The sequence below is a fragment of the Kribbella sp. ALI-6-A genome (assembly GCF_001984195.1).
GTDB lineage: Bacteria > Actinomycetota > Actinomycetes > Propionibacteriales > Kribbellaceae > Kribbella.
The window spans coordinates 781584-794408 of sequence record NZ_MTQN01000011.1 but is presented as its reverse complement, the minus strand read 5'-3'; the positions used below and the strand labels follow the sequence as shown (position 1 = coordinate 794408).

Annotated in this window: 10 protein-coding genes; all 10 read left to right on the top strand. The window is 68.8% G+C overall.

Going from position 1 to position 12825, the window contains the following annotated elements:
• The first annotated feature begins 31 nt into the window (after positions 1-31).
• The 10 genes from BWI15_RS24245 to BWI15_RS24200 all read left to right on the top strand — a co-directional run bounded on the left by BWI15_RS24245 (position 32) and on the right by BWI15_RS24200 (position 12821).
• Positions 32-1027: a bifunctional riboflavin kinase/FAD synthetase gene (locus BWI15_RS24245; protein WP_077016749.1), complete on the top strand. Its 996-nt coding sequence runs from the start codon at positions 32-34 to the stop codon at positions 1025-1027.
• A gap of 116 nt (positions 1028-1143) precedes the next feature.
• The gene (gene rpsO, locus BWI15_RS24240; RefSeq protein WP_012920573.1) at positions 1144-1416 is read left to right on the top strand and encodes a 30S ribosomal protein S15; all 273 of its coding nucleotides are present in this window, start codon (positions 1144-1146) and stop codon (positions 1414-1416) included.
• Between the two features lie 278 nt (positions 1417-1694).
• Positions 1695-3938: a polyribonucleotide nucleotidyltransferase gene (locus BWI15_RS24235; protein WP_077016748.1), complete on the top strand. Its 2244-nt coding sequence runs from the start codon at positions 1695-1697 to the stop codon at positions 3936-3938.
• The gene (locus BWI15_RS24230; RefSeq protein WP_077016747.1) at positions 3935-5248 is read left to right on the top strand and encodes a M16 family metallopeptidase; all 1314 of its coding nucleotides are present in this window, start codon (positions 3935-3937) and stop codon (positions 5246-5248) included. The genes BWI15_RS24235 and BWI15_RS24230 overlap by 4 nt, the downstream gene beginning before the upstream one ends.
• 166 nt (positions 5249-5414) lie before the next feature.
• Positions 5415-7166 carry an ATP-binding cassette domain-containing protein gene (locus BWI15_RS24225; protein ID WP_237771436.1) on the top strand — a complete coding sequence of 584 codons (1752 nt, stop codon included), beginning with the start codon at positions 5415-5417 and terminating at the stop codon, positions 7164-7166.
• A gap of 233 nt (positions 7167-7399) precedes the next feature.
• The gene (locus BWI15_RS24220; RefSeq protein ID WP_237771435.1) at positions 7400-9007 is read left to right on the top strand and encodes a peptide ABC transporter substrate-binding protein; all 1608 of its coding nucleotides are present in this window, start codon (positions 7400-7402) and stop codon (positions 9005-9007) included.
• On the top strand, positions 9004-9930 hold the full coding sequence (locus BWI15_RS24215; RefSeq protein WP_077016744.1) for an ABC transporter permease: 927 nt from the start codon (positions 9004-9006) through the stop codon (positions 9928-9930). The genes BWI15_RS24220 and BWI15_RS24215 overlap by 4 nt, the downstream gene beginning before the upstream one ends.
• A complete protein-coding gene (locus BWI15_RS24210) occupies positions 9923-10819 on the top strand; it encodes an ABC transporter permease (protein WP_077016743.1) in 897 nt (298 codons plus the stop codon). The genes BWI15_RS24215 and BWI15_RS24210 overlap by 8 nt, the downstream gene beginning before the upstream one ends.
• On the top strand, positions 10816-11817 hold the full coding sequence (locus BWI15_RS24205) for an ABC transporter ATP-binding protein (RefSeq protein ID WP_077016742.1): 1002 nt from the start codon (positions 10816-10818) through the stop codon (positions 11815-11817). The genes BWI15_RS24210 and BWI15_RS24205 overlap by 4 nt, the downstream gene beginning before the upstream one ends.
• The gene (locus tag BWI15_RS24200) at positions 11814-12821 is read left to right on the top strand and encodes an ABC transporter ATP-binding protein (RefSeq protein WP_077016741.1); all 1008 of its coding nucleotides are present in this window, start codon (positions 11814-11816) and stop codon (positions 12819-12821) included. The genes BWI15_RS24205 and BWI15_RS24200 overlap by 4 nt, the downstream gene beginning before the upstream one ends.
• The last annotated feature ends 4 nt before the right edge of the window (positions 12822-12825 follow it).

The following is a 12825-nucleotide window of genomic DNA, read 5'->3' as shown; positions in this document are numbered from 1 at the left end:
GGCCCGAACGGTTTCGTGGAATCCTTCTGCCATGCGTGTCTGGCACGGTTTGGACGAGGTGGGCCCCGACTACGGTCCGTCGGTCGTCACCATCGGCAACTTCGACGGCGTGCACCGCGGGCACCAGGAGGTGCTGGAGCACGCGCGGGCGCGGGCCGAGCGGCTCGGTGGGCTGCCGGTGGTCGCGCTCACCTTCAACCCGCACCCGATGGCCGTGCTGCGGCCCGACAAGGCGCCGGCGACGATCAGCGAGCCCGAGGAGCGGGCCCAGCTGCTCTGCGACGCCGGTGCCGACGCGGTGCTGATCCTGCCGTTCGACAAGGAGACCTCGACCTGGTCGCCGCAGGAGTTCATCGACCGCGTCCTGGTTCGCACGCTGCACGCCAAGGCGGTCGTGGTCGGCGAGAACTTCCGCTTCGGCCACAAGGCCGCCGGGCACGTCGACACCCTGGTCGAGGCGGGTGCCGCGGCCGGCTTCGAGGTGGAGGGCCTCGCGCTGCGCGGCGAGGACCAGCCGTGGTCGTCGACCTACATCCGCGAGCTGATCGCCGCCGGTGACGTCGAGCGGGTGGCGACGGCGCTGGGCCGGCCGTTGCGGGTCGTCGGCACGGTGATCGAGGGCGACAAGCGGGGTCGCGAGCTGGGGTACCCGACCGCGAACATCCCGGCCGAGTCGGGCTCGGCGATCCCGCTCGACGGCGTGTACGCCGGCCGGCTGACCGTGCTGGAGCCGGCGCCCGGCGCCCCGGCGTACGGGGAGGCGTTCCCGGCGGCGATCAGCGTCGGCAGCAATCCGACGTTCGACGGGATCGACCGGCGGGTGGAGTCCTACGTGCTGGACCGCGACGACCTCGAGCTGTACGGCGCGCGGGTCGCGGTGGACTTCGTCGCCCGGCTGCGCGGCTCGCAGATCCGGTTCGACACCATCGACGAGCTGCTGGTGCAGATGAAGGCCGACGTCGACCAGGCCCGCCGGCTGCTGACCGGCGACGGCGCGGGGGACACCCCGGCCGGGGCGGGGAATTAGCCCCGCCTGTCCACAGGCTGATACCCTGGACGCTGCCGTCTGAACGGCCGCGGATCGAGAGTGCCCGGGTGACAAAAGCCCCGGTGCGCCGCGCAACGGACATCGAGAGGATCAACGTGTCGTCTGCCAATCCTGAGGCGAAGAAGAAGATCATCGGCGAGTACGCCCTGACCGAGGGCGACACCGGTTCCCCCGAGGTCCAGGTCGCGCTGCTCACGCACCGCATCGCCGACCTGACCGAGCACCTGAAGGAGCACAAGCACGACCACCACAGCCGTCGTGGTCTGCTCCTGCTGGTCGGTCAGCGCCGCCGGCTGCTGAACTACCTGGCGAAGAAGGACATCAACCGCTACCGCTCGCTGATCGAGCGGCTCGGTCTGCGCCGATGACGTCGTGAGAAGCGGCCACCGCACTCCGGTGGCCGCTTCTCGCGTATCCATGCCCGGGCTTCCGGGGGTGGCACAACTGAAGAATCAACGACAACGAGACGACGCGAACGCGTACCGGGACAACGACCGGTCCTCGGTAGTGGCTTTCGGGACAGCGCCCAGCGGTACAGCGCTCGACCCGCGGGCCTCGATCGAAGACCGGCACCCCCGGACCCCGCGCCTCACCGTCGTCTCAAGGTAGAGAGGGGTATCCCGTGTCGGGATCCACCAACGCGCCCATGGAGGGCGCACAGTACGCCGAAGCCGTGATCGACAACGGCAGCTTCGGCACCCGCACCATCCGCTTCGAGACGGGCCGTCTGGCCCAGCAGGCCGCCGGTTCGGCCGCCGCGTACCTCGACGGCGACACGATGGTGCTGTCGGCCACGACGGCCAGCAAGAAGCCCAAGGAGCAGTTCGACTTCTTCCCGCTGACGGTCGACGTCGAGGAGCGGATGTACGCCGCCGGGCGCATTCCCGGCTCGTTCTTCCGTCGTGAGGGCCGGCCCAGCGAAGAGGCCATCCTGACCTGCCGGCTGATCGACCGCCCGCTGCGGCCGTCGTTCGTGTCCGGCCTGCGCAACGAGATCCAGGTCGTCATCACCGTCCTGGCGCTCAACCCGGACACGCTGTACGACGTGCTGGCGATCAACGCCGCGTCGATGTCCACCCAGATCGCCGGGCTGCCGTTCTCGGGCCCGATCGGCGCCACCCGCGTCGCGCTGATCGACAAGCAGTGGGTCGCGTTCCCGACCCACACCGAACTCGAGGACGCCGTCTTCGACATGGTCGTGGCCGGCCGGGTGACCGACACCGGTGACGTCGCGATCATGATGGTCGAGGCCGAGTCCACCCCGGGCACCTTCGACGCCGTTGCCGCCGGCAAGCAGGCGCCGACCGAGGAGATCGTGGCCGAGGGCCTCGAGGCCTCGAAGGGCTTCATCAAGACCCTGGTCGAGGCGCAGTCCGCGCTGGCCGCCGCGGCGTCCAAGCCGACCGGTGAGTTCCCGGTCTTCCCGGATTACCAGGACGACGCGTTCGCCGCTGTCGAGGCCGCCGCGACCGAAGAGCTGTCGCAGGCTCTCACGATCGCCGGCAAGCACGACCGCGAGGAGGCCACCGAAGCCATCAAGGCCGCCGTGGTCGCCAAGCTGGCCGCCGACTTCGAGGGGCGGGAGAAGGAGCTGTCCGCGGCCTTCCGCTCGCTGACCAAGCAGCTGGTCCGCCAGCGCGTGCTCAAGGACAAGGTCCGCATGGACGGCCGTGGCCTGAGCGACATCCGTCCGCTCAAGGCGCAGGTCAAGGTGCTGCCGCGGGTGCACGGCTCGGCGATCTTCGAGCGCGGCGAGACCCAGATCATGGGTGTCACCACGCTGAACATGCTCCGGATGGAGCAGCAGCTGGACACGCTGTCGCCGGAGACCCGCAAGCGCTACATGCACAACTACAACTTCCCGCCGTACTCGACCGGTGAGACCGGCCGGGTGGGTTCGCCCAAGCGCCGCGAGATCGGTCACGGCGCGCTGGCCGAGCGGGCCCTGGTGCCGGTACTGCCGTCGCGCGAGGACTTCCCGTACGCGCTGCGTCAGGTCTCCGAGGCGCTCGGCTCGAACGGCTCCACCTCGATGGGTTCGGTCTGCGCCTCGACACTGTCGCTGCTGTCGGCCGGTGTGCCGCTGAAGGCGCCGGTCGCGGGCATCGCGATGGGCCTGATCTCCGGTGAGGTCGACGGCAAGACCGAGTACGTCGCGCTGACCGACATCCTGGGCGCGGAGGACGCGTTCGGCGACATGGACTTCAAGGTCGCCGGCACCAAGGACTTCGTCACCGCCCTGCAGCTGGACACCAAGCTGGACGGCATCCCGGCCAGCGTGCTGGCCGGTGCGCTGACCCAGGCCAAAGAAGCCCGCCTGACCATCCTGGACGTGATGTCGAAGGCCATCGACGCCCCGGGTGAGATGAGCGAGTTCGCGCCGCGGGTCATCTCGGTGAAGGTCCCGGTCGACAAGATCGGCGAGGTCATCGGCCCCAAGGGCAAGATGATCAACCAGATCACCGACGAGACCGGTGCCGACATCTCCATCGAGGACGACGGCACGGTCTACATCGGTGCGACCGACGGCCCCTCGGCCGACGCGGCGCGCGCGATGATCAACGCGATCGCCAACCCGACCATGCCGGAGAAGGGCGAGCGCTACCTGGGCACGGTCGTGAAGACGACCAACTTCGGGGCGTTCATCAGCCTGCTGCCGGGCAAGGACGGTCTGCTGCACATCTCGAAGCTGCGTCCGCTGGCCGGCGGCAAGCGGGTCGAGGCGGTCGAGGACATCCTCTCGGTCGGCCAGAAGCTGCAGGTCGAGATCGCCGAGATCGACGACCGGGGCAAGCTGTCGCTGATCCCGGTGATCGAGGGCGAGGATGGCGACAAGGCCGACGCCGCCGACGACGACAGCGCCGATGACAAGGCCGCTGCCGCCGAGTGAGTCGAGCCACCACCAGCACGTTGCTGAGCCCGGAACAGGGCGGTCCGGTCAAACGGACCGTCCTGCCCTCCGGGCTCCGCGTGCTCTCCCAGTCCGCCCCGGGCTTCCGCTCGGTCACCTTCGGCGTGTGGGTCGGGGTCGGCTCGCGCGACGAGCCGGTCCAGCTGGCCGGCGCCACGCACTTCCTCGAGCACCTGCTGTTCAAGGGCACCGAGCGCCGGGACGCGCTGGAGATCTCCGCGTCGCTGGACGCCGTCGGCGGGGAGATGAACGCCTTCACCGGCAAGGAGTACACCTGCTACTACGCGCGGGTGCTGGACTCCGACCTCCCGCTGGCCGTCGACGTGATCTGCGACATGATCACCTCGGCGACGCTGGCTCCGGACGACGTCGAGTCCGAGCGTGACGTGATCGACGAGGAGATCGCGATGCACGCCGACGAGACCTCCGACCACATCCACGACCTGTTCGCCGAGCAGCTGTGGGGCCCGACCCCGCTCGGCCGCTCGATCACCGGTACGCCGGAGTCCGTGGCGGGTCTGACCCGCCGCCAGGTCGTCGGCTGGTACCGGCGCCGCTACCGGCCGGAGAACATCGTCGTCTCCGTGGCCGGCAACGTGGAGCACTCCGACGTCGTCCGCCTGGTCCGCAAGGCGTTCGAGCGGCACTGGGTCACCGGCGAGGCCGAGCCGGCACCGGTCCGGCGCGGATCGGGTCGCCGTCTCCCGACGTACGGGGGAGTGCGGGTCCACCACCGCGACGTCGAGCAGGCGCACCTGGTGCTCGGCATGCCCGGGCTGGTGCGCAACGACGAACGCCGGTACGTCGCCGGCGTGCTGCACGGGATCGTCGGTGGCGGGATGTCGTCGCGCCTGTTCCAGGAGGTGCGGGAGAAGCGCGGCCTGGCCTACTCGGTGTTCACCTTCGGTTCGGCGTACGCGGACTCCGGCATGGTCGGGGTCTACGCGGGCTGCCTGCCGAAGAAGGCGCCGGAGGTGCTGGACGTGATCCGCGCCGAGCTGAGCACGATCGCGGCCGGCGGCATCACGCCGGACGAACTGCTGCGCGGCAAGGGCCAGATGCGCGGGTCGGTCGTGATGGGCATGGAGGACACCGGCGCCAAGATGACCCGGATCGCCAAGGCCGAACTCGTGTACGGCGAACTGCCGACCGTCGACGAGATCCTCGAGCGCATCGACGCGGTCACGCTCGACGACGTGCACGCGCTCGCCGCCGAGCTCTACGCCGGCACCCCGGCCCTCACCGTGATGGGCCCGTTCGACGAGGACACCACGGTCTTCGACCTGTAGGTGCTCGGCTGCGCGCGACGTCGCCGTGTGGCAGAGTTGCCCACGGCGACACCGCCGTACGTTATCTGCCTCTGGATTCGCTGGCTGAATCGCATCGCATTTAGCGGCCCACGTGTCCCGCCGGTCCGCCGGCTGGGACTTCGGCCTGCGATGAATGAGGTGCTCCGTGCCTGCTGCTGCTTTCTCGACCCGTGACGCGCTCCGGGTGTCCGTGCGTACTGCCGGAGATTCGCTCGTCGACTCGGCGCGATCGGCGCCCGGCTGGCTGGCGGTCTCCGCGCTTCTCCTGCTGCTGCAGGCCGTGCTGCCAGCGGGGCAGGTGGTCTTCCTGGAACGGCTCGTCGACGGGTTGGCGGCCGGCCGGTCGTCATGGGGGCCGTTGCTCGGGCTGACCGTTGTCGTCGGGGCGATGTACCCGCTCGGCCAAGTTGGCCTGGCCGCAACGCAACGGCTGGCGCTGCGACTGCGGCTGAGGTACCGGACGGAGCTCGCGCAGGCGGCCGCCCGGCTGACTCCGAGCCGGTTGGCTCAGCCGGACGTGACGACCGACCTGGAGGCGAGCCAGACGGCGACCGCGGTGATGGATGCGGTGGCGGGCAAGGCGCTGCAGGTGCTCGGGGCCGGAGTGACCTCCGTCGTCCTGTGCGCCGTGGTCTGGCAGCTCAACCCGGTGTCGGGCCTGCTCGTTCTCGCCGCGCTGGTGCCGACCGTGCTCGCGTTCACCGGCATCTCCCGGATGGAGGCGCGCGGCTGGCCCCTGGTCGCCGCCTCCGACCGGCGGGCGGCGTACGCGACCGAGCAGCTGGTGCAGCAGCGGCCGGGCACCGAGCTGGCGGTCCTCGGTTCGGGGCGCAAGGTCGCGGACCTCGTCGCCGTACGGCGAACCGAGGCGACCCAAGTGCTCGATCGGATGATCGGCAAGGCGATGCTGTGGGAACTCGCGGCCGCATTGGCGACTGCCGTGCTGTTCGGGGGCGCGCTGGTCGCACTCGTCCGAGGTGGTGCGTCCGGTGCCGGTACGGCGGCCGCGGTGGCCGGGACGATCTCCGGACTGAACGCGATCCGGTTGTGCGGCTACGCCTTCGGCATGATCGTCACCGCCGCCCCGCAGGCCAGGATCTACCGCCACTTCGTGAACTCGGTCCCGCCGGCCGAACCGCAGGTCGTCGTGCGTGACGTGGCGTGCATCGAGCTCGACGGCGTCGGCTACACCTATCCCGGCACGGACCGGCCGGCGTTGCGGGACGTGTCGATCAGGGCCGAGCGTGGCGAGATGATCGCGCTGGTCGGCGTCAACGGCGCCGGGAAGACGACCGCGGTCAACACGCTCGTCGGCATGCTGTCGCCGTCCTCGGGCCGGGTGCTGCTCGACGGGCGCGACGCCGCGGAGCTGACCGAGGCCGAGCGGCTCGGGCACTTCGGTCTGCTGGTGCAGGAGTTCGGCAAGTTCGAGTTCTCGTTGCGGGACGTGGTCGCGCTCGGCGCGCCGGACGACGTGACCGACGACGCCGTACGGCGGGCGCTGGTCTGCGCCGAGGCCGAAGCGTTCACCAGGCGCATGTCCGGTCTGGACGCCCAGCTCGGGCAGCAGTGGGGCGGGACGGGAGTGTCCGGCGGCCAGTGGCAACGGCTCGCGCTGGCGCGGATCTACCTGCGCGACGCCGGTGTCTGGATCCTCGACGAACCGACGTCCGCGATCGATGCCGAGGCCGAGCGGGAGATCTTCTCCGAGCTGTGCCGGACCCGGCACGAACGGATCACCGTCGTGGTCTCGCACCGGGCCTGGACGTTGCGCGAGATGGACCGGATCTACGTGCTCGACGACGGCGTCGTGGTCCAGCAGGGCCGGTACGACGAACTGCTCGCGGCGACACCCGGACGCTTCGCCGAGATCTTCGCCGGTCAGGCAAAATCCTGAGTTGTGCTCTGATGACTTCGATCCGCTGACGGAGATATGGGCGATGGTACGCCGTCGCCGTGGTCAGGTGCTCTGATGTCTTTCCTAATGGCTCCGCTAAGTAACGTGTTTGTTACGCGCATGCTTTTTGTTACTGACAACGTTGACATGCGCACTAACGACCAGCAAACATATCCGGCACATCCGCCCGCCTAGCGGTTCTCCGCCGAGGAAGTTGGTACGACGTGCGACGTGTGACTGGTGTTCTGGGGGCGACGCTGGGGCTGGCCCTGGTGCTCGGCGCCTGCGGTGACGGCAACGGCAGCAGCAGTGGGGACAGCGGGGGAGGCGGGGCGAAGAGCGCGGTGATCGCGATCGCCGCCGACCCGCTGGAGTTCATCAACCCGCTGAACGAGAACGGCAGCCCGGGGATCCAGATCGCGCAGGCGGTGTTCGCCCCGCTGGTCGCGACCGACCCGAACACCGGCAAGACCGTCAACGTGCTGGCCGACTCGGTCACGCCGGACAAGGCCAGCCGGACCTGGACGATCAAGCTCAAGCCCGGCAACAGCTTCCAGAACGGCCAGCCGCTGACCGCCAAGGACTACGTCGACAGCTGGAACCTGACCGCCCAGGGCTCGACCGCCTGGAAGAACAACGGCTTCTTCTCCAAGGTCGAGGGCTACGAGGCGCTGAACCCGCCGACGCCGGACGGCGCGACGCCGAAGCCGACCTCGGTCAAGACGCTCAGCGGCCTCAAGCAGATCGACGACCTGACCTTCTCGGTCAAGCTCAAGGTCCCGTTCTCCCAGTTCGGCCTGACCCTGCAGTACCTCGGCCTGGCCCCGCTGCCGGAGGAGGTGCGCAAGGATCCCGACGCCTACAAACGCGAGCCGATCGGCAACGGCCCGTTCAAGCTGGACGGCGCCTGGAACCCCGGCGACGACATCAAGCTGGTCAAGTGGGACGGCTACAAGGGCCCGAACCCGCCCGAGGCCGACGCGCTCACCTACCGGTTCATCCCGAACGCCGACACGGCGTACAACGAGTTCCTGGCCGGCACGGTGGACTTCGTCGACGTACCGTCCACCAAGATCAAGACGTTCAAGGACGATGCCCCCGACCAGTGGGTGACCTCGGAGAGTTCGGGCGCGAACTACCTGGTGCTGCCCGCATGGGACTCGCGATACAAGAACCCGAAGCTGCGGCACGCGTTCTCGCTGGCGATCGACCGCAAGTCGCTGTCCGACCTGGTCGGTCTGGCCACGCCGTCGTCCGGCCTGATCGCACCGGACATCAACGGATACCGCGAGAACGCCTGCAAGTACTGCTCGTTCGACGCGGCAAAGGCCAAGCAGTTGCTGCAGGAGGCCGGTGGTTTCTCCGGCCCGGTGAACATCAACTACAGCACGACGTCGGCGACCGGCCAGATCTTCGCCGAGGCGATCGGCAACATGCTGCGCCAGAACCTCGGCGTGGAGGTCAAGTACACCGGCAAGCAGGGGTCGGAGATCACCGAGCTGGCCGACACCCGCAAGCTGGACGGCCTGCGGTTCGGCGGCTGGGGTCACGACTACCCCTCGATCGAGGACTACCTCACCCCGATGTTCAAGTCCACCGGTGACGCGAACTTCTCCGGCTACAGCAACCCCGAGCTGGACAAGAAGCTGGCCGAGGGCGACGCCGAACCGAACCAGGACAAGGCGATCAAGCTCTACCAGCAGGCCGAGGACATCGCGCTCGAGGACATGCCGCTGATCCCCTTGTACGCCAAGCAGAACGCCTACCTGCACTCGGCCAAGATCGAGCCGCGGGTGTCGAAGTACACCGGCGTCCAGGCGCTGTACTCGACGTTCAAGTGATCCGCTTCGTCCTGCGCCGCGTGCTGACCGCGATCCCGATCGGGTTCATCGTCACGCTGGGGGTCTTCGCGCTCGTCTTCGCGATGCCAGGAGACCCCCTGCGCGAACTCGCCGGTGACAAGCCCATCCCGGCCGCGGTGCTTGCCGCCAAGCGTGCGCAGTTCCACCTGGACCAGCCGTTCATCGTGCAGTACCTGCTGTCGATGAAGGACATCTTCACGGGGAACTTCGGGACCACGTTCGCCGGAGCCGACATCGCCGCTCAGCTTCGGCTTCGGATCCCGGTGACACTGAAGCTCACGCTGCTCGCCAACGCGTTCCAGTGGACTCTGGGTCTGCTGTTCGGGATCTACGCCGGCTTCCGGCGCAACGGTCTGGTCGACCGATCGCTGCTGCTCGTCACGCTGGTACTGCTCGCCGTCCCCGGACTGGTGGCGTACTTCGCCGCTCAGTACGTGTTCGCGGTCGAGCTGAAGTGGTTCCCGGTGTCCGGCGTCCTGCAGGGCTTCCCGCACTCGTACCTGCTGCCGGCGTTGGTGATCGGCCTGCTCGGCTTCGCCGGACTGGCCCGGTTGATGCGGACGTCGATCGTGGAGACGGTGAACGCCGACTTCGTGAAGACGGCCCGGGCCAAGGGACTGGGGGAGCAGCGCGTGCTGTGGAAGCACATCCTGCCGAACGCGTTGCTGCCCGTGGTGACGTTCATCGGGCTCGACCTGGCCGGGATGTTCGGCGGCGCGATCATCACCGAGTCCATCTTCAACCTGCCCGGCCTGGGCCAGTTCATGTTCCAGGCGATCAAACTGAAGGAAGGTGGAGTGGTGGTGCTGCTGTCCACGCTGGCGTTCGTCTCCTTCATCCTGATCAACCTCGCCGTGGACGTCCTCTACGGCATCCTCGACCCGCGGGTGCGCCATGTCTGAGATCCAGGCGGTCGTCGGAGCCGAGGCCCAGGAGCTCGGTGACGGGCGCACGCTGTCGAATCGTGAGCTCCTGCGCGCGCTGCTACGCAAGCCACAGTTCGTGCTGTGCTCGCTGCTCCTGCTGGTGTTCTTCGCGATGGCAGCGGTGCCGAGGCTGTTCACGTCGGTGGATCCGCGACTGTGCGAGTTGTCCCGCAGCCGGCAGGGCCGATCCGCGGGGCATCCGTTCGGGTTCGACATCCAGGGCTGCGACTACTTCGCCAACGTTGTGTACGGCGCCCGCCCGTCGGTGCTGGTCAGCATCATCGCCAGCTTCGGGGTGTTCCTGCTGGCCGGCTCGCTGGGCCTGCTCGCCGGCTACTTCCCGGGGTTCGTCGACGGTCTGATCTCGCGGACGGCCGACGTGCTGTTCGCCGTCCCTGGCCTGGTGGTGCTGATCGTGATCCTGAACTCGGTGCCGAACCGCAGCATCTGGATCATCGTCGGCGTGATCCTGCTGATCGGCTGGCCGGGTGGGATGCGGTTGATGCGCTCGACGGTGTTCTCGGTGCGTAACCGCGAGTACGTGCTGGCCGCGCGCTCGACCGGGGTTCCGCCGCTACGCATCCTGCGCAGACACGTGTTCCCGAACGCGATGGCGCCGTTGCTCGCGATGACGACACTCGGCATCGGGGGCATGGTCGGCCTGGAAGCGGCGCTCACCTTCCTCGGCGTCGGGCTGCAGCCGCCGTCGATCTCCTGGGGCTCGCAGTTCGGCGTCGCCGCGGCGTACCGGGACACTCCGCACTTGTTCATCTGGCCTGCGTTGTTCATCTCGACGATGACCATTTCCTTCATGATCATCGGCGACTCGATCCGCGACGCCCTCGACCCGAAGTTGATGCGATGAGAACCGGTGAGGTATTGCTGCAGGTCGAAGACCTGAGCGTCGAGTTCGATACACCGCGCGGCACCGTGCGGGCCGTCGACGGGGTCTCCTGGCAGGTACGCGCGGGCGAGACGCTGGCGATCCTCGGTGAGTCCGGCTCGGGGAAGTCGGTGTCGACCCAGGCGCTGACCGGCATCCTCGAGATGCCGCCGGGCCGAATCGTCTCCGGTACGGCGAAGTACCGGGGCGAGGACCTGATCGCGATGTCGGTGAAGGAACGCCGCAAGATCGTCGGCGACCGGATCACGATGGTTTTCCAGGACTCGCTGTCGGCGCTGAACCCCGTGCAGTCGGTCGGCAAGCAGATCGCCGAGTGCTACCGGGTGCACCGGGGCATGTCCAGGACCGACGCGATGCGGCGGGCCGCGGAGATGCTGGACCAGGTGCGGATCCCGGCGGCGGCCAAGCGGGTGAACGACTACCCGCACGAGTTCTCCGGCGGGATGCGGCAGCGCGTGATGCTGGCGATGGCGCTCGCGCTCGATCCCGACGTACTGATCGCGGACGAGCCGACGACCGCGCTCGACGTCACCGTGCAGGCCCAGATCCTCGAGCTGATCGCGGAGCTGCAGGCCGAGCGGGACATGGGCGTCGTCCTGATCACGCACGACCTCGGCGTCGTCGCGGACGTCGCCGACAACGTGGTGGTGATGTACGCCGGCCACGTGGTCGAGCGGGCCGCGACGGCCGAGGCGCTGGAGCTGCCGATGCATCCGTACACCGAAGGACTGCTCGGGTCGATGCCGTCGGCCGACCTCAAGGGCCAGGAGCTGCCGACGATTCCCGGTACGCCGCCGTCGTTGCGGGCGATCCCGTCCGGCTGCGCGTTCCGGACCCGGTGCAAGCTGGCGATCGAGCAGTGCGCGCACGAGGTTCCACCGTTGCTGACCGTCGCGCCCGGCCGGGACGCGGCCTGCATCCGGCGTACCGGCAGCGCTCTGAAGGAGGCCGTCCGATGAGGGACGAGTTGCTGGTGGCAACGAATTTGGTGAAGCACTACGACATCAGCCCGGCGCTGTCGTTCGGGGCCAGGACCCTGGTCCGGGCGGTCGACGGCGTGGACCTCGTCCTGCGCAAGGGCGAGTCGCTCGGCATCGTCGGCGAGTCCGGGTGCGGCAAGTCGACGCTGGTCCGGTTGCTCGCGGCGCTGGAGAAGCCGACCGACGGCTCGTTGCTGTACGACGGTGTCGACGTGGCGCGGCTGAAGGGCCGCGAGCTGCGGCGCTGGCGGCGCAACGTCCAGGTCGTGTTCCAGGATCCGTACTCCAGCCTGAACCCGCGGATGCGGGTTGGTGAGATCGTCGCCGAGCCGCTGGAGGTGCACCCCGACGTCTCGAAGGGGACGGACATCCGCAAGCGGGTCCGCGAGCTGCTGGAACTCGTCGGGCTGCGGGCCGAGGACGAGACGAAGTTCCCGCACCAGTTCTCCGGCGGTCAGCGGCAGCGCATCGGCATCGCCCGGGCGATCGCGCTCAACCCCGACGTCCTGCTCTGCGACGAGCCGGTGTCGGCGCTCGACCTGTCGGTCCAGGCACAGGTGGTGAACCTGCTGATGCGCCTGCAGCGCGAGCTCGGGCTGAGCATCATCTTCGTCGCGCACGACCTGTCGGTGGTCCGGCACGTCTCCGACCGGGTGGCGGTGATGTACCTGGGCAAGGTGGCCGAGCTCGGTCAGCACCACGAGGTCTACGACGTACCGGCGCACCCGTACACGCAGGCGCTGCTGTCGGCCGAGCCGGGCCTGGCGCGGCACGGAGGTCGCCGCCGGATCGTGCTCGCGGGCGACCCGCCGTCGCCGGTCTCGCCACCGTCGGGCTGCCGCTTCCACACCCGTTGCCTGCAGGCCGAGGCGAAGTGTTCGGTCGACGTACCGGAGCTGCGGGTGATCGAGTCGGGTCAGCAGGTGGCCTGTCACTTCGCGGAGAAAGCACAGGCGGAGTACACCTCTGTCATGTCATCCTGACCGC

Bases quoted from the DNA above. Each gene is read 5' to 3' on its own strand.
- BWI15_RS24210 (WP_077016743.1), top strand. From the start codon at position 9,923: ATGTCTGAGATCCAGGCGGTCGTCGGAGCCGAGGCCCAGGAGCTCGGT.
- BWI15_RS24205 (WP_077016742.1), top strand. From the start codon at position 10,816: ATGAGAACCGGTGAGGTATTGCTGCAGGTCGAAGACCTGAGCGTCGAG.
- BWI15_RS24235 (WP_077016748.1), top strand. From the start codon at position 1,695: ATGGAGGGCGCACAGTACGCCGAAGCCGTGATCGACAACGGCAGCTTC.
- BWI15_RS24245 (WP_077016749.1), top strand. From the start codon at position 32: ATGCGTGTCTGGCACGGTTTGGACGAGGTGGGCCCCGACTACGGTCCG.
- BWI15_RS24200 (WP_077016741.1), top strand. From the start codon at position 11,814: ATGAGGGACGAGTTGCTGGTGGCAACGAATTTGGTGAAGCACTACGAC.